Annotated in this window: 21 protein-coding genes; 9 read left to right on the forward strand and 12 right to left on the reverse strand. The window is 70.7% G+C overall.

Annotation, left to right across the window (positions count from 1 at the left end):
• The first annotated feature begins 42 nt into the window (after positions 1-42).
• The 3 genes from ACFWXQ_RS26770 to ACFWXQ_RS26780 all read left to right on the forward strand — a co-directional run bounded on the left by ACFWXQ_RS26770 (position 43) and on the right by ACFWXQ_RS26780 (position 2,485).
• Positions 43-1,200, forward strand: a complete 1,158-nt coding sequence (locus ACFWXQ_RS26770; protein ID WP_383936219.1) for an asparaginase — start codon at positions 43-45, stop codon at positions 1,198-1,200.
• A 241-nt stretch (positions 1,201-1,441) separates the two neighbouring features.
• Positions 1,442-1,861, forward strand: coding sequence for a RidA family protein (locus tag ACFWXQ_RS26775; RefSeq protein ID WP_383936221.1), 420 nt, complete (start codon positions 1,442-1,444; stop codon positions 1,859-1,861).
• A gap of 9 nt (positions 1,862-1,870) precedes the next feature.
• Complete coding sequence (locus ACFWXQ_RS26780; RefSeq protein WP_383936223.1) at positions 1,871-2,485, forward strand: gamma carbonic anhydrase family protein; 615 nt, start codon at positions 1,871-1,873, stop codon at positions 2,483-2,485.
• A gap of 51 nt (positions 2,486-2,536) precedes the next feature.
• On the opposite strand, the gene ACFWXQ_RS26785 is transcribed toward ACFWXQ_RS26780, so the two are convergent.
• The 3 genes from ACFWXQ_RS26785 to ACFWXQ_RS26795 all read right to left on the reverse strand — a co-directional run bounded on the left by ACFWXQ_RS26785 (position 2,537) and on the right by ACFWXQ_RS26795 (position 6,064).
• The gene (locus ACFWXQ_RS26785) at positions 2,537-3,544 is read right to left on the reverse strand and encodes a glycoside hydrolase family 6 protein (protein WP_383936260.1); all 1,008 of its coding nucleotides are present in this window, start codon (positions 3,542-3,544) and stop codon (positions 2,537-2,539) included.
• A gap of 319 nt (positions 3,545-3,863) precedes the next feature.
• Positions 3,864-4,580 carry an aspartate/glutamate racemase family protein gene (locus ACFWXQ_RS26790; RefSeq protein ID WP_383936225.1) on the reverse strand — a complete coding sequence of 239 codons (717 nt, stop codon included), beginning with the start codon at positions 4,578-4,580 and terminating at the stop codon, positions 3,864-3,866.
• 2 nt (positions 4,581-4,582) lie between these two features.
• Positions 4,583-6,064 carry an NCS1 family nucleobase:cation symporter-1 gene (locus ACFWXQ_RS26795; protein WP_383936227.1) on the reverse strand — a complete coding sequence of 494 codons (1,482 nt, stop codon included), beginning with the start codon at positions 6,062-6,064 and terminating at the stop codon, positions 4,583-4,585.
• Positions 6,065-6,274: 210 nt separating this feature from the next.
• Between ACFWXQ_RS26795 and ACFWXQ_RS26800 the strand changes: the two genes are divergently transcribed.
• Positions 6,275-6,958, forward strand: coding sequence for a GntR family transcriptional regulator (locus ACFWXQ_RS26800; protein ID WP_383936229.1), 684 nt, complete (start codon positions 6,275-6,277; stop codon positions 6,956-6,958).
• Positions 6,955-7,362, forward strand: coding sequence for a (2Fe-2S) ferredoxin domain-containing protein (locus tag ACFWXQ_RS26805; protein ID WP_383936231.1), 408 nt, complete (start codon positions 6,955-6,957; stop codon positions 7,360-7,362). The genes ACFWXQ_RS26800 and ACFWXQ_RS26805 overlap by 4 nt, the downstream gene beginning before the upstream one ends.
• Here the strand turns inward: ACFWXQ_RS26805 and ACFWXQ_RS26810 are convergent.
• A complete protein-coding gene (locus ACFWXQ_RS26810) occupies positions 7,359-8,084 on the reverse strand; it encodes a uracil-DNA glycosylase (protein WP_383936233.1) in 726 nt (241 codons plus the stop codon). The two genes, ACFWXQ_RS26805 and ACFWXQ_RS26810, sit on opposite strands and share 4 nt — an antisense overlap.
• Positions 8,085-8,150: 66 nt before the next feature.
• On the opposite strand from ACFWXQ_RS26810, the gene ACFWXQ_RS26815 reads away from it, so the two are divergent.
• Positions 8,151-8,657, forward strand: coding sequence for an RNA-binding S4 domain-containing protein (locus tag ACFWXQ_RS26815; RefSeq protein WP_383936235.1), 507 nt, complete (start codon positions 8,151-8,153; stop codon positions 8,655-8,657).
• Between the two features lie 135 nt (positions 8,658-8,792).
• On the opposite strand, the gene ACFWXQ_RS26820 is transcribed toward ACFWXQ_RS26815, so the two are convergent.
• The 3 genes from ACFWXQ_RS26820 to ACFWXQ_RS26830 form a co-directional block, all read right to left on the reverse strand.
• Complete coding sequence (locus ACFWXQ_RS26820; protein ID WP_383936237.1) at positions 8,793-9,263, reverse strand: DoxX family protein; 471 nt, start codon at positions 9,261-9,263, stop codon at positions 8,793-8,795.
• Positions 9,264-9,409: 146 nt separating this feature from the next.
• Positions 9,410-10,090 carry a class I SAM-dependent methyltransferase gene (locus ACFWXQ_RS26825; RefSeq protein ID WP_383936239.1) on the reverse strand — a complete coding sequence of 227 codons (681 nt, stop codon included), beginning with the start codon at positions 10,088-10,090 and terminating at the stop codon, positions 9,410-9,412.
• 215 nt (positions 10,091-10,305) lie between these two features.
• Positions 10,306-11,301, reverse strand: coding sequence for an acyltransferase domain-containing protein (locus ACFWXQ_RS26830; protein WP_383936241.1), 996 nt, complete (start codon positions 11,299-11,301; stop codon positions 10,306-10,308).
• 77 nt (positions 11,302-11,378) lie between these two features.
• On the opposite strand from ACFWXQ_RS26830, the gene ACFWXQ_RS26835 reads away from it, so the two are divergent.
• Complete coding sequence (locus ACFWXQ_RS26835; RefSeq protein ID WP_383936243.1) at positions 11,379-11,642, forward strand: DUF6343 family protein; 264 nt, start codon at positions 11,379-11,381, stop codon at positions 11,640-11,642.
• A gap of 82 nt (positions 11,643-11,724) precedes the next feature.
• Here the strand turns inward: ACFWXQ_RS26835 and ACFWXQ_RS26840 are convergent, their stop codons facing one another.
• From ACFWXQ_RS26840 to rpsA, 4 genes are all read right to left on the reverse strand, one after another.
• A complete protein-coding gene (locus tag ACFWXQ_RS26840) occupies positions 11,725-12,105 on the reverse strand; it encodes a tetratricopeptide repeat protein (protein ID WP_055617514.1) in 381 nt (126 codons plus the stop codon).
• A 49-nt stretch (positions 12,106-12,154) separates the two neighbouring features.
• Positions 12,155-12,763, reverse strand: coding sequence for a dephospho-CoA kinase (coaE, locus tag ACFWXQ_RS26845; protein ID WP_383936246.1), 609 nt, complete (start codon positions 12,761-12,763; stop codon positions 12,155-12,157).
• A gap of 115 nt (positions 12,764-12,878) precedes the next feature.
• On the reverse strand, positions 12,879-13,817 hold the full coding sequence (locus ACFWXQ_RS26850) for a PAC2 family protein (RefSeq protein WP_383936247.1): 939 nt from the start codon (positions 13,815-13,817) through the stop codon (positions 12,879-12,881).
• A 456-nt stretch (positions 13,818-14,273) separates the two neighbouring features.
• Complete coding sequence (rpsA, locus tag ACFWXQ_RS26855) at positions 14,274-15,785, reverse strand: 30S ribosomal protein S1 (RefSeq protein WP_055617517.1); 1,512 nt, start codon at positions 15,783-15,785, stop codon at positions 14,274-14,276.
• 332 nt (positions 15,786-16,117) lie between these two features.
• Between rpsA and ACFWXQ_RS26860 the strand changes: the two genes are divergently transcribed.
• Together ACFWXQ_RS26860 and hrpB are read left to right on the forward strand one after the other, a co-directional pair.
• Positions 16,118-16,996 carry a class I SAM-dependent methyltransferase gene (locus ACFWXQ_RS26860; RefSeq protein ID WP_386269344.1) on the forward strand — a complete coding sequence of 293 codons (879 nt, stop codon included), beginning with the start codon at positions 16,118-16,120 and terminating at the stop codon, positions 16,994-16,996.
• A gap of 4 nt (positions 16,997-17,000) precedes the next feature.
• On the forward strand, positions 17,001-19,589 hold the full coding sequence (hrpB, locus tag ACFWXQ_RS26865; RefSeq protein ID WP_383936252.1) for an ATP-dependent helicase HrpB: 2,589 nt from the start codon (positions 17,001-17,003) through the stop codon (positions 19,587-19,589).
• On the opposite strand, the gene ACFWXQ_RS26870 is transcribed toward hrpB, so the two are convergent.
• Positions 19,579-20,571 carry a DUF3068 domain-containing protein gene (locus ACFWXQ_RS26870; RefSeq protein ID WP_383936254.1) on the reverse strand — a complete coding sequence of 331 codons (993 nt, stop codon included), beginning with the start codon at positions 20,569-20,571 and terminating at the stop codon, positions 19,579-19,581. The genes hrpB and ACFWXQ_RS26870 overlap by 11 nt on opposite strands.
• Positions 20,572-20,587: the final 16 nt, after the last annotated feature.

The raw sequence follows: 20,587 nt of genomic DNA on the forward strand, positions 1-20,587 counted from the left end.
GGGCGAGCGCCGATCGCCGACCCGCAAGGAGCCGTGCCACCCATGAAGATCGCTCACCGTACAGCCGCCCTGCTCTGTTCGTTCGCCGTAGCCGCGGGAGTCTCACTGGCCGGCGCGAGTGCCCATGCCGAGGAGAGAAAGGACCTGCCCGAAGTGGCGGTGATCGGCACGGGCGGGACCATCTCCGGGGTCAGTACGAACCGCGTCTCGTTCCAGGACTACAAGTCGGGGCAGCTCGCGATCTCCAAGATGGTGGACGAGCTGCGGCCGGAGGTGAACGGGCTGGCCGACGTGACGACCGAGCAGTTCGGGAACAAGGGGTCGAGCGGGTACTCCATCGCGGACTACCGCAGGCTCACCGCGTCCGTGGACGCCGCGCTGAAGAAGAACGACGCCGTCGTGGTCACCACCGGTACGGACACGATGGAGGAGTTCGCGTACTGGCTCGACCTGACCGTGCGCAGCGACAAGCCGGTCGTCCTCACGGGGTCGATGCGGCCGTGGACCGTCATCGGCACGGACGCGCCGGCCAACCTCTACAACGCCATCAAGCTCGCCGCGAGCCGCAAGACCAAGTGCTACGGAACCGTCGTCATGCTCAACGACGAGATCCAGGCGGCCCGGGAGGTCCGCAAGAGCAACGCACTGCGCATGGACACCTTCGAGAGCGGACGTTCCGGAGTGCTCGGCGCCGTCGACCAGGACAACATCCGGCTCAACCGGGCACCGGCCCGCGTCCAGAAGTGCGGCAGGGCCGACTGGCGTACACCCTTCGACCTGGACCGGATCGTCGGCAGGGTGAGCGCCAAGGAGAAGACAAAGGAGCAGAGCAAGCCGCTGCCGAAGGTGGAGATCGCGTACTCGTACCAGGACGCGGGCGGCGAGGCGATCAAGGCCTTCGCGGACGGCGGCGCCAAGGGCGTCGTGACGGCGGGCACGGGCGCCGGGGGCATCTCGCCCGCGATGTCGACCGCGCGGACGGACGCGGTGAAGAAGGGGGTGACGTTCGCGTCGACCACCCGTACCGGATCGGGCGCGGTGTACGAATCGACCGGCACCGCCGGCGTCATCGGTGCCGAGGACCTGAGCCCGCAGAAGGCCCGGCTGCTGCTGCTCCTCTCACTCGCGGCGACGAACGACGAGAAGCTGATACGCGAGTGGTTCGCGACGCTGGGGACGGCCCAGTTCACCACCAGGTGACAGCCGGGCCGGCCACCAGGTGACAACCGGGTCGGCCACCGGGTGGCGGCCCAGGCGGCCACCGGGCGACGGCTCCGGCGGCAGGCAACACCTCGCGGAGGACCGGCGGAGGACCGTGCGGAGTCCGGGCGGAGGATATTCGGATGCGGCCCCGCAAGCCGGGGCCGCATGATCGGCGGGTTGTCCCTCAACTGCCACCGAGTCCCTCGTCATCCACCGGTCCGTCCGCGGGAGGCCACCCATGCTGAAGCGCGTCACCGTCCCCACCCTGTTCACGCCGCCCACCTACGCCCACGCCTCCGTCGTCGAGGCGGGCACACGTCTCGCCTTCCTCGCCGGGTCCGTGCCTCTCAACGCCGACGGCGAACTCGTAGGCCCGGGCGATCCCGTACGGCAGGCCGAGCGGGTGATCGCCAACCTGGGCGAGCAACTCCGGGCAATCGGCAGCGACTTCGAGCATGTCGCGTACACCGATGTGTATGTCGTGAGCGGTGACCCCGCGGTGCTCTCCGAGGTGTGGGAGGTCGTGGAGGCCTCCCGCCTCAGCGTCGGCCCGCACTCCTCCACCCTCCTCGGCGTCGCGTGCCTCGGATACACCGGCCAGCTCGTGGAGATCACGGCCACGGCCGTGGTCCCGGACCCCGCTTCCGAGCAGGCCTAGAGTCCCCTCATGCTGATCGAACACCGCGGGCAGCGCCCCGTCGTCCCGGCCTCCGCGTACGTCGCGCCGACTGCCGTCCTCTGTGGCGCGGTCGTCCTCGGCGAAGGGGCCCGTGTACTGCACGGCGCCGTACTCACCGCGGAGGACGGGGAGGTGAGGACCGGCGAGAACGTCGTCGTCATGGAGAACGCCCTCGTACGGGGACGGCGACGGCACCCCGCGCTCATCGGAAACGCCGTACTCATCGGCCCGCACGCCCACGTCAACGGCGCCCGGATCGAGGACGAGGTCTTCGTGGCCACCGGAGCCTCCGTCTTCCCCGGAGCCGTCGTGGGCGCCGGTTCGGAGCTGCGGATCAACAGCGTGCTGCAGACCAACTCGATCCTGCCGCCCGGCTCGGTCGTACCCATCGGCTGGATCGCCGCCGGCGCCCCGGAAGCCCAGCTCTTCGCGCCTGGCCGGCATGACGAACTGTGGGAGGTGCAAAGGGAGTTGGACTTTCCTGGCACGGTGTACGGCGTCCCGCGCGGCACCTCCATGCGGGACATCATGGCGAGGCAGGCGGACCACTTCGCCGCACACCTCGACGACCGCGTCCTCGACGACGGCCCCTCGACCGACTGACCTCCCGGCCCGGACCGGGCCGGGCCAGACCAAGCGTCGCCTTCGACCCGTTCAGCCACGGGCGTTGCGGGCGTTGCGGGCCAACTCCAGTGCGTACGACGGCCACCACTGCCCGGCGGCCGGTCCGCCCCGGCAGGTGCCGTCGGACTCGCCCGGCCGCTTGATCCACAGGTAGGCGTCGATCAGCGGGGCGCCCGTGGCGGTGGTCGGCGGTGTGCCCAGGGCCCTGCCCGGCGGATTGCACCAGGAATCGGTGCCGGTGTGGGGCCCGTTGCCGTTGCGGCTGGTGTCGATCACGAAGTGCTTGCCGCCGAGAGCCGCCGACAGTTTTTTCCCGTACGCCGAACTGGCCGCGTTTGTCTGGAAGTTGGAGACGTTCAGCGCGAAGCCGTCGGCGCGGGCGATGCCCGACCGCGTCAGCGGCTCGACCAGTCGCGAAGTGTCCGGCAGCCAGGCGGAGTTGCCCGCGTCGAGATAGACACGGGTACCGGGCTGCCGCTTGAGGCGGTCCACGGCGTACGCCAGCAGCGCGTACCGGTCCTCGGCCACGACCGAGGCGCAGCCCGCCACCGTCTGCGCCACGGCGTCCGGTTCGACGATCACATACGCGTCCCGGCCGCCGAGCCCCGCCGCGAACTCGTCGACCCACTTCCGGTAGCCCGCGGCGTTCCAGGCCCCGCCCTCCGAGTACGACCCGCAGTCGCGGTGCGGAATGTAGTACGCGACGAGTACGGCCGTACGCCCCTGTCGTGCGGCGGCGCTCGTGCGGGCCCGTACCACCGCCCGGGACGCGGGGCCGTTGAGCCACTCGGCCTGGGGGCGGGTGGCGATCCGGTCCATGAGCAGGGCGTCCGCGGTCCGTCCCATGAGACGCCATTCGGCGGCCTGCAGGGCGGCGCGGGACCGGGGATCGACCCAGAAGGACTCCGCCGGACCGGGCTCCCTCACCTGCGGCTCGCCCCGCCCGGCCGGACCAGGAGCCAATACTCCGCCGGCACCCGACACTCCACGCGCACCCGACACCCCTCGCGAGCCCGGCACCTCACGCGCGCCCGCCACCTCACGTGCACCCCACGCCTCACGTGCACCCGAAGTCCCGGCACCCCACACGACCGCCGGCGCGGCGACCAGCAGAGCGGCGAGCACGACGGCGACCTCCCGGACCCGGCGCCCGGCACGGGCACACAACCGCACGCGAGCACGGGTTGCACAGGCACCGGTACCGACACCAGCGACCACGACCGACTCCGTTCCCGCCGCCGGAGGCAACGGCGGCGACTCCTCCGCGGGGCACCGCCCACGTGCCGGCGCCGCTCCCCCGGAGTCTGCGGTCAGCCGCGCCCGGGCGCCCCGTTCGCCGCCTCGGGGGCGGGGAGAATCACTCCGACGGCGGCCCCCAAGTGCGCCGCTTCGGCAGGGGCTTGGCGTAGCTCCCCGCCCGGCTCGTGGTCAGGCCGAGCGACACCAGCGACTCGGCGAGCTTCACCGCCGCGCCCACGCCGTCGACGACCGGCAGCCCGAGCTTGTCCCCCACCGCCCGCTGCAGCCCGGTCATCCCGGCGCACCCGAGCACCAGGACCTCGGCGCCCGCGTCCCGGGCCCGCTCGGCGGCGGCCACGAAGGCAGCTTCCGTGCGCTCCGCGTCACCGAGGTCGAGGACGCCGAGCCCGGTGCCCACGACGACGGCACAGTTCTGGGCCACCCCGGCCCCGTACAGGCTGTCCTCGATCTGCCCGGCCGACCGCTCCAGCGTGGTGACGACGCCGTACCGCCGTCCGAGCAGGCAGGCGAGATGGGCGGCCGCCTCGGTGATGTCGACGACGGGTACGTCCACGAGTTCCCGTACGCCCTCGCGCCCGTGCTCCCCGAAGCCGGCCAGGACGACGGCGTCGTACGGACCCTCGTACGTCCGCAGGGTGTCGATGACGGCGGCCGCCGAGAGATAGCTGTCGAGCCAGCCCTCGGCGGACTCGGGTCCCCAGGCGGGGGTGAGTCCGAGCACGGTGGTGCCCGGGCCTGCCGCGGCCCGGGCACCTCGCACGATCTCCTCGGTCATCCCCTGCGTGGTGTTGCAGTTGGTGACGACGATCCGCACGCTCAGCCCTGCACAGGAGTCGGCTCGGTGGTGAGGGCAGGAGGGGCGGCGCGCTCGGAGCGGCACAGGAGCGCGTACAGCCCAGCGGCCAGCGCCGTCCCGATGAACCACGAGTACGGGGCGACCTCGCTGAACGTCGTCACAAGGGCGAGCACCGCCGAGACCGCCGCCGCGGGCAGGAACGCCCACAGGGCCTTGGGGTTGACGCCCTTGCGGTAGTAGTAGCGCGATCCGGGCTCGGCGTTGAAGAGCTCGTTCACGTCGATACGGCCGTGCTTGACCCAGAAGTAGTCGAGCATGATCACACCGAACAGCGGGCCGAGGAAGGCGCCGAGACCGCCGAGGAAGTACTGGACGACGGTGGGGTTGGAGAAGAGGTTCCACGGGGTCACCACCAGCGCGGCCACCGTGCTGATCAGGCCGCCGACCTTGAAGGTGATCTTCTGCGGCCAGACGTTGGCCAGGTCGTACGCGGGCGAGACGAAGTTGGCGACGATGTTGACGCCCATGGTGGCGATGGCGAAGGTCAGCGCGCCCAGCACCAGGACCCAGGTGTTGCCGATCTCGGCGACGAGGTGGGCCGGGTCTGTGATCGCCTTGCCGAACACCTCCAGGGAGCCGGCCGTCACGATGACCGACACGATCACGAAGGCGGTCGAGTTGATGGGCAGGCCCCAGAAGTTGCCGCGCTTGACGGTCCTGTAGTCGGGCGCGAAGCGCGAGAAGTCGCAGAAGTTGAGCATCAGCGTGCCGTACGTGGCGAGGATCAGCCCGATCGCGCCGAACCACTGGCGCCACTGCTCACCGACGGAGACCGGGTTCGGAGTCGTCGTGAGCGAGATGGTCCAGTCGGCCTTGGCGAGGATCCAGATCGCGAGCGCGATCATGACGAGCCAGATGGCCGGACCGCAGAAGTCCTGGAACTTCCGTACGGATTCCATGCCCTGGCTGATGATCAGTGCCTGGAGCAGCCACAGCGAGAGGAAGGACACCCAGCCGAGCGCGTCGAGACCGAGGAACGAGCTGTGGGTCCAGGACTCCAGGCCGGGCCAGGCCGCGAGCAGCATGATGTTGACGGCGACGGAGGCCAGATAGGTCTGGATGCCGTACCACATGATGGCGATGACGGCCCTGATAAGGGCCGGGATGTTGGCGCCCCAGACGCCGAAGCTGATCCTGCTGATCACGGGGAAGGGCACGCCGTGGCGCTGTCCGATCTTCCCCATCCAGTTCATGCCGACGTAGATGAGCACGAAGCCGACGAGCAGGGACGTGAAGATCTGCCAGACGTTCATGCCGAGGACCAGCAGGCCCGCCGCGAACGTGTAGTTGCCGAGGTTGTGGACGTCGGACATCCACATGGCGAAGAGGTCGAAGACCTTCCAGTTGCGCTTGCCCGCGGGCGCGAGGTCTTCGTTGGTGAGCCGGGGATCGGGGACGAACGCCGGCGTGCCGGTGGCTGTCGCTGGATCGGCGAGGGACACAAGGCCTCCATGAGCGAGGGGACGACGGGAGGACTGCGGGGGGTGCGGTGAGTGTGTGTGGGGGGGAGGCTGAGGGCTGAGGTCGGGGAGCAGCCGCTTTCAGTTTTGGTATACCAAACTGAGGTCATGGTCTCGCCACCGACGACATCTCGCCATGTCCGTACGGTTACAGCTCGGTAAAACCGTCCCGGGTTCGGCGAGGATGGACCCATGACAACGGTGGAACCGCTGGGGGCGGTACGTGAGCGGGTCCTCGGCTCGCTGCGGCAGGAGATCATCGCCGGGCGGCTGCTGCCCGGCGACCGGCTGGTCGAGCGCGAGCTGGCCGAGCGGTTCGGGGTCTCCCGCGTACCGGTCCGCGAGGCGATCCGGGCCTTGGTCGCCGAGGGCTTCGTCCTCTTCGAGACCCCGCGCCGCACGGTCGTACGCCACCTGACCCCGACGGATGTCGCGGAACTCTTCGAACTGCGCGAGGCCCTGGAGGTGTACGCCACCGGGCTGGCCGCGCAGCGCGCCACCCGGGCCGATCTCGCCGAGCTGGAGGAGCTCCTCGACCGCGCGGCGGCCGCGACCGAGGCAGACGACGCGGAGGCGATCACCGACATCAACACCCGCTTCCACGACCGGATCCTGGCGATGGCCGGGAACAGCCTGCTGATCTCCGTGATGGAGCCGGTCGACGGCCGACTGCGCTGGCTCACCCGCCAGAACGAGGAGTGGCCCCAACTCCTCGCCGAACACCGCGAGTTGTACGCGGCCATCGCCTCCGGCGACCGCGAGCTGGCCCGCACCCACGCCCTGGCCCACGTACAGGCCAACTACCGCTCGACGGTGCGCCACCTCTTCGGCGACTCCGGCTCCGGCTCCGGCTCCGGCTCCGAGGGAGACGCGTGACCGTCCGTACGGCCATCGGTGCCGCGAGGACCCGTCCCTGCACGATCGTCGTCTGCCGCGGCTGCTGCTGCGGCGACGCGCGCAAGTACCCGGACTACGACCACGAGTGGCAGCTGGACCGGCTGCGCGCCGCGGCCGAGGCCTCCGGCGGCCACCTCGCGGTCCGTACGACGGACTGCCTCGGCCCGTGCGATCAAGCCAACATCATCGTCGTACAGCCGTCGGGCGAGGGCCGCAGACGAGGCGGCCGGCCCGTCTGGATCGGCTGGTCGATGGGCGACGACTGCACCGACGAGATACTCCGCTGGGCGCAGGCCGGCGGCCCGGGTATCGCCCCTCCCCCGGCCACCCTTGAGCTGCAGTTCGTGCAGTCGGCGGGCGAACGGGACCGGGCGCGACGCTAGCCCTCGTACGTTCGGGCCGGCAGGTCCGCCGCGGTGGCCGCCGTGCGCAGCACGTCTCGCAGCATCTCGGGCGTGAGCCGCCCCGTGAAGGTGTTGCGCTGGCTGACGTGGAAGCAGCCGAAGAGCTCCAGCGGCCGGTCAGGGCCGTCCAGCGTGACCCGTGCCCCGTGTGCGAAGGCCGGCCGGGGCCGCGGCACCGTCCACCCCGCCTCGGCGAACGCGGGCAGCGCGGCCTGCCAGCCGAAGGCACCGAGCACGACGACCGCGCGGAGGGTGGGCCTGAGCAGCCGCAGCTCGCTCACCAGCCAGGGCCTGCAAGTGTCCCGCTCCTCCGGCGTGGGCTTGTTGGCGGGCGGCGCGCAGTGCACGGGCGAGGTGATGCGTACGCCGTGGAGGGCCAGCCCGTCGTCGATGCTCACGGACGTGGCCTGGGACGCCAGCCCCACATCGTGCAGCGCCGCGTACAGCACGTCCCCAGACCGGTCTCCCGTGAACATCCGCCCGGTACGGTTCCCGCCGTGCGCCGCGGGCGCGAGCCCGACGATCAGCAGCGAGGCGTCCGGCGGCCCGAAACCCGGCACCGGGCGGCCCCAGTACGTCCAGTCCGCGAACGCGGCCCGTTTCGTCCGGGCCACCTCCTCCCGCCAGTCGACCAGCCGCGGACAGGCCCGGCACCCGGCGATCCGCTCGTCCAGCTCGGCCAGGCCGCGCTCCTGCTCCATGCCCCCACGGTATGCCCGGCGGAAAACGGTTCCGACTGCCCGGCCGTCGAGGACTAAGGTCGGACCATGGCTTCAGGGACTCAGGGGAACGGCAAGGACGGGACCGGCGCGGGCGGCTCCGACGCCGCCGTGGCCGACGCGCAGGCGGCCGCGAAAGCGGCCGCGCCCGCGACCGGTGAGACCGTGCGCGTCGACAGCTGGATCTGGTCCGTACGCCTTGTGAAGACCCGTTCGATGGGTGCCACCGCCTGCCGCGGCGGTCATGTCCGGGTGAACGGCGAACGCGTCAAGCCCGCGCACACCGTCCGCGTCGGCGACGAGGTCCGGCTGCGGCACGACGGCCGGGAGCGGGTCGTCGTCGTGAAGCGTGTGATCCGCAAGCGGGTGGGGGCGGCGGTCGCTGCCGAGTGCCTTGTCGACAACAGTCCGCCGCCTCCGCCTCGCGAGGCCGTCGCCCCGGCGGGTGTCCGCGACCGGGGTGCCGGGCGGCCCACCAAGCGGGACCGGCGCGAGCTGGAACGGCTGCGGGGGCTTGGGGCGCCTGATGGTGGCCCCGGGACGCCTGCGTCCTGACCCTGGCCGTGGGAGGGCGAGGCGGGGGGGGGGGGGCGAGTGCGCGGGGGGGGCGAGCGCGCGGGGAGAGCCAGTACGCCGGGTGCGGGCCGTCTGTGGCTGGTCGCGCAGTTCCCCGCACCCCTGAAGGGGCGCTCAGGAGCGCACGCCGACCAGCCTCGGCAGCTCGGCCGCGTCCCTTCGCCGGGCCCAGGCTATGAGCGCCAGCGGGAGTATCAGGATGAGCGGGGTCGCCGCGTTCTCTCCTCCGAAGACGGTGATCTGGGTGATGAACGCGCCCACCATCAACGCGCCCAGAGACACCGCCGCCACCGACGAGAGCGCCGGGATCAACAGGGCGACGGCACCGGCCAGTTCGAGCGCGCCGATGCTGTACATCCCCGCGCTGCCCCAGCCCATCTCGTTGAACACCTCGGCCGCCGAGGGGTGCGCAATGAGCTTGGGCAGCGCGCTCGCGAACGCGTAGAAGAGGGCGAGCAACACCTGCAGTCCCCGCAGGGCGAGGCGGGCACGACGGCCACGAGCGGTCGCGGACTCGGCGATGACAGTGCCATTGCCGGTGCCAGTGCCGGTGCCGGAGGTGACGGGAGCGGTGATCTCGTACATGGGGGTCTCCTGTGGAAGCGGTGCGTGTTGCTGTCACAGAGGAAGACCGGCCCGGTGTCCGAAACTCATCGCCGCACGAAGAACTCGTTGCCCCGCAAAGGGGCTTCGCCCTCTTCAGGCCATCACGCCGTCACTCCGTCACGCCGTCACGCAGGCACCGCCCGGACCCACACCCGGTCCTCCGTCAGATACCGGTCGACCTTCAGCCCCGCCTCCCCCAGCACCTCCTCGAACGCCTCCTTCGTGAGCGGCCGGGCGAGGAACGTCTGCGTCCACACCGCGTCCGGGAACACATACTCCGCCCGCACCGAGTTGACCCCGTTCCCGACCGGCTCCGCCGACAGAATCCGGATCGTGAACCCACTCGGATCCTGCCGCTCGCGCGGCAGATTCGTGTGGTAGTCCTCCCCCTCGCGCTGGATCAGCACGCACCCGTCGTCCGCGACATGGCTCCGGCAGGCGTCGAGCATCCCGCGCCGCACCTCGTCGTCTCCGTCGTGCACGAGGAACGACGCGAGCATCACCACGTCGAACCTCTCCCCCGCCAGGTCGAGTGTCTCGATGGGGCCACATATCGTGCGCGCCCCGCGCACCCGCCCCAGCATCTCGGCCGACTCGTCCACGGCCGTCACCGTGAACCCCCGCTCCAGGAGCGGGTGGGTCATACGCCCCACACCGCTGCCCAGTTCGAGAATGTGCGCCCCAGCCGGCACGGCCCCGGCGATGATGTCCGGCTCGTCCCCGACGGACAGGCGCGAGTACAGCTCCACCGCGCAGCCGTCCGGCGTGATGGCGCCGGGCCCTGTCCCTTCATGTCCCACACGCATCTCGATCGTCATACCAGCCCAACGGCCCGTGTCCGCGGCCTCGTTCCCGCCACCGCCCACACCACCCGTTCGAGTGACACCTCGAACTAGCCAGGAACTGAGCGGAAGTTGACCGCTACTGGTGTGAGCCGGTCACAAATCTTTCGGTTCCTGGGGTTCCTTCGGTTCCTGCGGTTCCTGCGGTTCATGGAGTTCCGGGGGTTCCTTCGGTCCGGTCACCACGCGAACCAGCCATGTCCGCCGTACCAGTGGCCGCCCGCCCGCAGATGGTCCCCGACCGCCCGCTCGACCCTGGTGCGCCGCGGCAGCTCCTCCACCGGCAGCTCCGGGTCGCCGAAGACGAATCCCACGGGACCCTTGTCGTCCGCCTTCGTCTCCTCGTACGCGACCTGGAACCGTTCCTGGAAGCTCACGATGTTGGAGTCCGCCGGAAGGTATCGCTGCAACTGCCGGTCGAGCAGCCAGGAGTGGCATTCCGCCACCGCGTACCGCTCTTCCGGGTAGTGGCGGGCGAAGAACTCCCGTGCCAGGTCGAGCGACTGGTCGCAGGCCTCCGGTGACAGGGGTCCCCGGAAGTCGGCGATGTGCACGCTCAGACAGAGGTCACCGGGTCCGGTGTCGAGTCCCGCGGCCGAGGCCGCCTCCCCCGTGTGGCCGCCGAGCCGCGCGCGCTGGAACTGCAGCCGCCCCAGCTGGTACAACTCCCCGTGGAAGTGCAGCCCGATCCACCAGGGGACCAGCAGCCCGCTGGTGCCGACGCGTCGCCGGTGCACGGCCATGTGCCGGCCCAGGTCGGCGAGGGTACGCCGGGACACGTCAGCCGGCACGCCCCGCTGGAGGTGATAGGCGCGCACATACGGCAGCGCGGCGACGAAGACGAACACATGGAAGGTGCGCCCCAGCGCTCCGGTGGACTCCGGAAACGCGGGCGGCTCCCACCCTTTGCCGATCTCCCCCATGCCTCGTACGAACCGGGCGACGCACCGCCGCAGCAGCGTCATCGCCTCCGGGTCCGCCACCAGCCTGCCGCGCAGCGCGACGAGTTCGTTGACGTACTCGTGCGGCACGGACAGGTCCAGCAGGACGTCCGGCAGCGCGATCGCGTCCGGCAGGACGGCCTCCGCCCCTTGACCGTCGGGCTCGCCCTCGCTCTCCAGGTCCCTCAGCCATCCGGCGAGCCTCTCGTCCGCCCGCAGCTCCTCCACCAGCACAGTTGCTCCCCGTTCGTCCGCCTCTTGGTGAACGTGCACCACGAAGAGTACGTTTCCCGGTAGGAGTAGTGGTCCCGATGCGTACGGGTAGTGAACCGTCGACTGCGCGCAGTGTGCTGCGGGCGCGCCTGTGGCTCAGTGTGTGGGGGCTGATCTGGGCGATCGTGGGTACGGTCGCGTTCCTCCTCGCCGGGCGGCCGGGCTGGGCGATCGCCTGTGGTGTGCTGTGGCTGATCGTCACCGTCGATCTGTCGATGGTCCTCAGACACATCCGCCAGGGGCCCCACTACCAGCCTGGCCCCGACGTCCCACCGTACCGACCGCCCGAACACCGCCTCTAGGACGCACACTTCACCGCCTGGCTCTCAGGCTCTCAGCGCCAACGGCCTCATGTCAGCAGGGCGTCAGGAGTCGTCCCACGCCTCAGGAGTCGAACCGCGCCGCGGCCAGATACTCCGGCTGCGGGTCCAGCGCCGCCGCGAGCCTGAAATGGCGCAGGGCCTGGTCGGAGCGGCCGGAGCGCTCATAGGTGCGGGCGAGCGCGAAGTGCGCGAACGCGTTGTCCGGCTCGCGCTCCAGCACGATGGTGAACTCCAGCTCGGCGGGCCGCAGTTGCGCCGCCGCGAAGAAGGCACGCGCGCGCAGCAGCCGGGCCGCGGTGTTCTCGGGATGTGCGGCGATGACTCGGTCCAGCAGCTTCACCGCACCCCGCGGATCCCGCGCGGCGAGCAACTGCTCGGCGGCACGGAAGTCGATGACATGCGTCTCCGGAGTACGTCCGGTGAATCCGCTGGTCTCGGGCACGGCTGAGTCCTTCCCTCACTGCACGGAATCAACGCCCCCGAGGGGCCCACTATTCCGAGGCGGCCCGGGCCCGCCGGACCAGATCCGCCCACACGTCCCGTACGCGCCGCTGCAGGGTTTCCAGTGGTACGTCGTTGTCGATGACGACGTCCGCGATCTCAAGGCGCTTGTCGCGCGTGGCCTGAGCGGCCATGCGGGCGCGGGCGTCCTCCTCGGTCATGCCACGCAGCCGCACGAGACGGTCGAGCTGGGTCTCGGGGCTCGCGTCGACGACGATCACGAGGTCGTAGAGGGGCGCGAGGCCGTTCTCGGCGAGCAGGGGGACGTCGTGCACGACCACGGAGTCCTCCGCGGCGGCCTCTTCGAGCTCGCGGGAGCGGGCGCCGACCAGGGGGTGCACGATCGAGTTCAGCAGCGCGAGCTTCTCGGCGTCCGCGAAGACGATCGCCCCGAGCCCGGGCCGGTCCAGGCTGCCGTCCTCGGCGAGCACGTCCTCGCCGAAGGCGTCCACGACCGCCGCGAGCCCCGCGGTCCCCGGCGCCACGACCTCCCGCGCGATCCTGTCGGCATCGATCAACACAGCGCCCTGCTCCACGAGCAGCCGCGACACCTCACTCTTACCGGCACCGATCCCACCGGTCAGGCCAACCTTCAGCATGCACAAGAGCTTAGGCCCCTCGGGGGGCTCCCTCGGGCGCCCCAAAGGGGCGCGGGGAACTGCGCGCCCAGCCACAACGCACCCGCAGCCAAATACGAGCCCTCCAGCGAAGCGACTACGCGTCGCCCTCCCGCTCCGCAAGGAACTTCTCGAATTCGAGCCCGATCTCGTCCGCGGACGGAATATCCACCGGCTCGGCCAGCATGTTGCCCCGTGTCTCGGCGCCCGCGGCCGCGTCGTACTGGTGCTCAAGTCCCTGGACGAGCGCGACGAGTTCCTCGTCGCCCTCCTGGATCTGCCGGTCGATCTCGGTCTGCGTGCGGTGCGCTTCGGTGCGCAGGGAGTGCGCGATCCCGGGCAGGACCAGACCGGTGGCAGCCGTGATGGCCTCCATGACGGTCAGCGCCGCGTCCGGGTACGGAGAGCGGGCGATGTAGTGCGGCACGTGGGCGGCGACGCCCAGGATGTCGTGTCCGGCCTGCATCAGGCGGTACTCGACCAGCGACTCGGCGCTGCCGGGGACCTGGGCCTCGTCGAAGGGGCTGCGATGGCCCGGGACGAGGTCCGTGCGGTTGCCGTGCGGCGTGAGGCCCACGGGGCGCGTGTGCGGCACTCCCATGGGAATGCCGTGGAAGTTCACGGACAGACGCACGCCGAGGCGCTCCACGATCTGCTGGACGGCCGCGGCGAAGCGCTCCCACTCGACGTCCGGCTCGGGGCCGGACAGCAGCAGGAACGGCGCGCCCGTGGCGTCCTGGACGAGCCGCACATCGAGTGTGGGCTCCTCGTAGTCGGCCCAGCGGTCGCTCCTGAACGTCAGGAGCGGGCGGCGGGCGCGGTAGTCCACGAGCCTGTCGTGGTCGAAGCGGGCCACGACCTGGTGGGGCAGCGAGTCGAGCAGCCGGTCGACGATCTGGTCGCCGGTCTCGCCCGCGTCGATGTATCCGTCGAAGTGGTAGAGCATGACAAGACCGGCCGACTCCTGGGCGAGCGCCATGTCGACGACAGCCAGTCCCTTCGGCTCCCATGCGTACAAACCCTGCGGATCAAGCACAGTGACCGCTCCTCCTCGTGTTCGTACTCCACAACGCGGACCAGGACACGAGCATTCCCCGCTCCCGCCCGTTCGCCGCCCCCTTTTACCTCCTTCTCATGCGCTGCGACCGCGCCTTGACCTCGCCATGACAGTGCAATGACGTCATGACAACGCCATGCCGGTGCTAGGACGCCAGCACGCGCGCGTGGAGCGCGGTGACGGCCTTGCGGGCGGACGTGAACGCGCGGGGCCAGGCCGAGGGCTCCCATGGTGGCGAACATCGTGCCCGTGCCGCCGGTGAGGCCCACCTTGCGCAGGAACGAACGCCGACTCGTACCAGGACCGCTCTGAGGCTGTGCCATGACGAGCTTTCCGGCCGGCTCAATGCCTCTGCCGGTCAACGCACTGCGGGCCCGCACCCTTGAAGGGTGCGGGCCCGCAGTCACCAGCTAGTTACTGCCTAGAGGTGTGCGATCAGCTCTGGCCTCCGGCCAGCTTCTCGCGGAGGGCGGCCAGCGCCTCGTCCGACGCCAGGGCGCCGGAGTTGTCGTCCGACTCCGAGGAGTACGAACCGCCGCCACCGCTGCCACCGGAGGCGGCCGGAGCCGCACCCGGGGTGGCGACACCCTCGGCCTCGGCCTGGGCGTCCGCCTCGCGGGACTTGATGACCTGAGCCTGGTGCTGCTCGAAGCGCGTCTGCGCCTCGGCGTACTGGTTCTCCCACACCTCGCGCTGGGACTCGTAGCCCTCGAGCCAGTCGTTGGTCTCGGGGTCGAAGCCCTCGGGGTAGATGTAGTTGCCCTGGTCGTCGTAGGACGCGGCCATGCCGTAGAGCGTCGGGTCGAACTCGACCGAGGCCGGGTCGGCACCGAAGGACTCGTTGGCCTGCTTCAGGGACAGCGAGATCCGGCGACGCTCGAGGTCGATGTCGATGACCTTGACGAAGATCTCGTCGTTGACCTGGACGACCTGCTCCGGGATCTCCACGTGGCGCTCGGCCAGCTCGGAGATGTGGACCAGACCCTCGATGCCCTCGTCGACGCGGACGAACGCACCGAAGGGCACGAGCTTGGTGACCTTACCCGGGACGACCTGACCGATCTGGTGCGTACGGGCGAACTGCTGCCACGGGTCTTCCTGCGTCGCCTTCAGCGACAGGGAGACACGCTCGCGGTCCATGTCGACGTCGAGGACCTCGACGGTGACTTCCTGGCCGACCTCGACAACCTCGGAGGGGTGGTCGATGTGCTTCCAGGAGAGCTCGGAGACGTGAACGAGACCGTCGACGCCACCCAGGTCCACGAAGGCACCGAAGTTGACGATCGAGGAGACGACGCCGGAGCGGACCTGACCCTTCTGCAGGGTGGTGAGGAACGTCTGGCGAACCTCGGACTGGGTCTGCTCGAGCCAGGCGCGGCGGGACAGGACCACGTTGTTGCGGTTCTTGTCCAGCTCGATGATCTTCGCCTCGAGCTCCTTGCCCACGTAGGGCTGGAGGTCGCGGACACGGCGCATCTCGACGAGAGAAGCCGGCAGGAAGCCACGGAGGCCGATGTCGAGGATGAGACCACCCTTGACCACCTCGATGACGGTGCCGGTGACGATGCCGTCCTCTTCCTTGATCTTCTCGATGGTGCCCCAGGCGCGCTCGTACTGGGCGCGCTTCTTCGAGAGGATCAGGCGGCCTTCCTTGTCCTCCTTCTGGAGAACAAGGGCTTCGATCTCGTCGCCGACCTTGACGACCTCATTGGGGTCGACGTCGTGCTTGATCGAGAGCTCGCGGCTCGGGATGACACCTTCGGTCTTGTAACCGATGTCGAGCAGGACCTCGTCCCGGTCGACCTTCACGATGACGCCGTCGACGATGTCGCCGTCGTTGAAGTACTTGATCGTCTCGTCGATCGCGGCGAGGAAGGCTTCCTCGTTACCGATGTCGTTGACCGCAACCTGCGGGGTGGTGGCGGTGGTCTCGGTGCTGCTCGTCATGTGGGTAAGGGCTCCGGTACGGACAGTGAGTCGTAGGTACTGCTTACGCCGGGAGCCCGTTTCGCTCTGAAGAAGCCGGACAGCCAAGGAAGCGCCGAATCCGGGCGTGTTCAATGACGAACACTTGCCGGTGGCGCCTCGAAAACCGAGGGGACATACAACAGATGCGAGCGCAGCCTGCTACGTCTGAGGAGCGCAGGCCCGCAGCGCAACTTGTAGCATACGGGGGCAGCCGGACAGGGTCAATGCGCGAAGGCGCACACCCGGGGCGGAACGCCGCATACCCGGCACAAGACACGTCTCACGAGGCCACCAGGGCCCTGCGGCACCCCTTGCGTGACGGCCGCCGGGGACGGGTCGGACGGAAGAGCCCGCAGATTAGTACGAGGGAGCCGATCATCCAAGAGCCCGAACAGTTCGAGCCCGAGGCGACACGACGGGAGGCGGGGTCCGGCGAGAGCATCCGCGCCAATCGTGGCTGGTGGGACCGGAACGCGGACGAGTACCAGGTCGAGCACGGCACGTTTCTCGGCGACGACCGTTTCGTGTGGGGTCCCGAGGGCCTCGACGAGATCGAGGCCGAGCTGCTCGGGCCGATGGAGGAACTGGCCGGAAAGGACGTTCTGGAGATCGGCGCGGGCGCCGCCCAGTGCTCGCGCTGGCTGGCCGCCCAGGGGGCCCGTCCGGTCGCCCTGGACCTCTCGCACCGCCAGCTCCAGCACGCGCTGCGGATCGGCGCCAAGGGCGTGGGGCTCGTGGAGGCGGACGCCGGCGCACTGCCGTTCGCGGACGCCTCCTTCGACCTCGCGTGCTCCGCCTACGGGGCGCTGCCGTTCGTCGCGGACCCCGTGAAGGTCCTGCGGGAGGTGCACAGGGTGCTGCGGCCCGGCGGCCGGTTCGTCTTCTCCGTCACGCACCCGATCCGCTGGGCCTTCCCCGACGAGCCCGGCCCCGAGGGACTGACCGTGACGTCCTCGTACTTCGACCGCACGCCGTACGTCGAGCAGGACGACGCCGGCCGCGCGGTGTACGTCGAGCACCACAGGACGGTCGGCGACCGCGTCCGGGACGTGGTGGCGGGCGGTTTCCGGCTGGTCGACCTGGTCGAGCCGCAGTGGCCCGCCTGGAACACCCAGGAGTGGGGCGGCTGGTCACCCCTTCGGGGAAACCTCATCCCCGGGTCGGCGATCTTCGTATGCGTAAGAGACTGAGCATGTGATCCGCTACGACGCGCTCGACCTCCTGCCCGTACGCGGTGCGCTGCCCGCCCTGAGCAAGGCCCTGGACGCGCACGGTGGTGCCGTGCTCGTCGCGCCGCCCGGCACCGGCAAGACGACCCTGGTGCCGCTCGTGCTCGCCGGTCTGGTCGGCGACGGGCCCGTACGGCGTGTCGTCGTCGCCGAGCCGCGGCGGATCGCGGCACGGGCGGCCGCGCGGCGGATGGCGTGGCTCCTCGGCGAGAAGGTCGGCGAGAGCGTCGGGTACACGGTGCGCGGGGAGCGGGTGGTCGGGCCACGCGCGCGCGTGGAGGTCGTCACGACCGGTGTGCTGCTGCAACGGCTGCAGCGGGACCAGGAGCTGACGGGCGTCGACGTGGTCGTGCTCGACGAGTGCCACGAACGGCATCTGGACGCCGACACGGTGGCCGCGTTCCTGTTGGACGTACAGACCGCTCTGCGCCCCGAGTTGCGGTTGGTGGCCGCCTCCGCGACGACCGACGCAGAGGGTTGGGCGAGGCTGCTGGGCGAGGTGCCGGTGGTCGCGGCGGAGGGTGTGTCCCATCCCGTCGAGGTGGTGTGGGCGCCGCCCGTGCGCCCCGTGCGGCCGCCGCACGGCATGCGGGTGGACCCGGTGCTGCTGACGCACGTGGCGTCGGTGGTGCGGCGGGCGCTTTCCGAACGCGACGGGGACGTCCTGTGCTTCCTGCCCGGTGTCGGGGAGATCGCGCGGGTCGCCGGGCAGCTCGGCGGGCTCGGTGATGTCGAGGTGCTTCAGGTGCACGGTCGGGCGCCGGCCGCGGTGCAGGACGCGGTGCTGTCCGGGGGTACGCGGCGCCGGGTGGTCCTCTCGACTTCGGTGGCCGAGTCGTCGCTGACGGTTCCCGGGGTACGGGTGGTCGTGGACTCCGGTCTCGCCCGCGAGCCCCGGGTCGATCACGCGCGGGGGCTGAGCGCGCTGGCGACGGTACGGGCCTCGCAGGCGGCCGGGCGGCAGCGGGCGGGGCGCGCCGGGCGCGAGGCACCGGGCGCGGTGTACCGGTGCTGGGCCGAGGCGGAGGACGGACGGCTGGCGCGTTTCCCGGCGCCGGAGATCAAGGTGGCCGACCTGACGGCGTTCGCCCTCCAGGCGGCCTGCTGGGGCGATCCCGACGCCTCGGGGCTGGCTCTGCTGGATCCGCCGCCGGGAGGCGCCATGGCGGCCGCTCGGGGCGTTCTGGAGGCCATCGGTGCGGTGGGCTCCGCCGGGCGTCCGACGGAGCGGGGGGTACGGATGTCGCGGCTCGGGCTGCATCCGCGGCTGGGGCGGGCGTTGCTGGACGCGGGGCACTCCGTGGGTGCGGAGCGCGCTGCTGAGGTGGTTGCCCTTTTGAGTGAGGAACCTCCGCGGGAGTACGGGGATGATCTTGCCGCTGCTTTGAGGGCCGCCCGGCGCGGGGGTGACCCCTACGCCGGGAGGTGGCGCACGGAGGTTCGGCGGCTGCGGTCCGCGTCGACGCCCGCGCCTTCGGCGCGGAATCTCTCCCGCCCACACACCACCCGTGACCGTCGCCCGGGGGAACCGAGCGCCGACGCTCCGGGCGGGGGCGGCACGCCCGCCACGCAGCAGACCGGTGACGACCACGCCGTCGGGCTCGTCGCCGCTCTCGCCTTTCCCGAGCGGGTTGCCCGGAAGCAAGGGGGCTCCTTTCTCATGGTGTCCGGTACTCGGGCCGAGGTGGGGGACGGGAGTGGGCTGCGGGACGCGGCCTGGATCGCTGTCGCCGTTGCCGATCGGCCCGTCGGTGCGGGGCACGCGCGCGTGCGGCTCGGGGCCGTGGTGGACGAGGGGGTCGCGCTCGAGGCGGCCGGGGCCCTGTACGGCAAGGGCGACGAGGTGCGCTGGGCCGACGGGGACGTCGTGGCGCGGCGGGTCGAACGGCTGGGCGCGGTGGAGCTGACCGTGCGGCCGTTGCGGAACGCCGAGCCCGGGCTCGTACGGGAGGCGCTGGTTGAGGGGTTGAGGGGCGAAGGCTTCGGGGTGCTGCGGTGGTCCCGGGACGCCGAGGTGCTGCGGCAGCGGCTCGGGTTCCTGCATCACAGGCTCGGTGCCCCCTGGCCCGATGTGTCGGACGACGCGCTGCACGCGCGCGTGGACGAGTGGCTGGAGCCGGAGTTGGGCCGGGCCCGGCGGCGGGCCGATCTGGAGCGGATCGACGCCGGGCAGGCGCTGGGCCGCCTGTTGCCGTGGGCGTCCGGGGAGGCGGCCCGGTTCGACGAGTTGGCGCCGGAGCGCATCGAGGTGCCGAGCGGGTCCAGGATCCGGGTCGACTACGCGGATCCCGAACGGCCCGTGCTGGCGGTGAAGTTGCAGGAGATGTTCGGCGCGCGGGAGTCACCGGCCGTCGCCGGGGTGCCCGTGGTCGTGCATCTCCTGTCGCCCGCGGGCCGCCCGGCCGCCGTGACCTCCGACCTGGTGTCCTTCTGGCGGGACGGCTACCGGGGCGTACGGGCGGAGCTGCGCGGCCGGTATCCGAAGCACCCGTGGCCCGAGGACCCCGCCACCGCCGAACCGACCCGGCACACGAACGCGCGCCTCAGGCGTTGACCGGTTCCGGTTCGCGGGTCTCCGTAGGCGTGGGATCGCCGGGGCGGCGGCTGCGGGCCTCCAGGTAGAGGGAGAGCGACAGCAGGCCGGCGCCCAGGATCAGGAAGCCCCACGGAAGGTACGAGGTCATCAGCAGGACGAGCAGCCGCTGGGACTTCACCAGGTCGACCGTCGAGCGGATGTAGTCCTCGCGCATCTTCACGTGCCCGGCGAAGGCGGTCACCTTTTCGCGGTCCCCGAGGAGGGTGCCGCCGCGCAGTTCCTCCTTGTGGATCTCTTCTCCGTAGACGGGTGCTCCGGTGGTGGGTTCGACCCAGAACCTGCGGACCGTGGTGTACCAGCGGGTCGTGCCCGTCTTGGCGACCGACTCCGGAGTGATGCCCTCGACGGGCATGATCTTCGGGAAGGGCACCTTGGTCCAGGGGATGGTCTGCTCGAAGTAGTAAACGTTTACGCCCCGGAAGTCCCGCTCGCCCTCGTAGTGGATCGGTGCGGTGATGCGGGCCTGTGCGTCGAAGTACTCGTAGTCCCTCTTCTCCGTGAGGAAGGGCCACTTGAACTCGATGCCCTCGCGTTTGACCGGGTCGCCGTCGACCATCTCGCCGGTGGCGTGGACGGGTTCCTGGGTGTGCGCGTCGAAGATGTAGCGCTCGGGGATCTTGGAGACCATCTTGCCGTCGGGGCCCTGGACGTAGGAGAGGCCGTCCCAGACGACGACGTCGCGGCCCGCGGTCTTCTCGATCTTCTCGGAGGCCTCGACGTTTCCTTTGAGGGTCTGTACGACGGTGACCTTGTCGACTTTCTTGGCCGTCATCGTGCCGTAGTCGAGGAGGGTCGCGTCCTTCGCCTCCAGGACCATGTCCTGGTACTGGTCGGCCGGGATCTTGGCGAGGCGCGGGAAGGCGTACCAGCGCATCAGCGGGGACAGCGCCGCGAAGAACACGGCGAGGGCGAGCAGGATCAGGCTGGCCTTGCGGCGCATCTCGGCGGCCCTCCCT

It is taken from the genome of Streptomyces sp. NPDC058697, from assembly GCF_042715345.1.
In the GTDB taxonomy this organism is placed as follows: domain Bacteria; phylum Actinomycetota; class Actinomycetes; order Streptomycetales; family Streptomycetaceae; genus Streptomyces; species Streptomyces liliifuscus.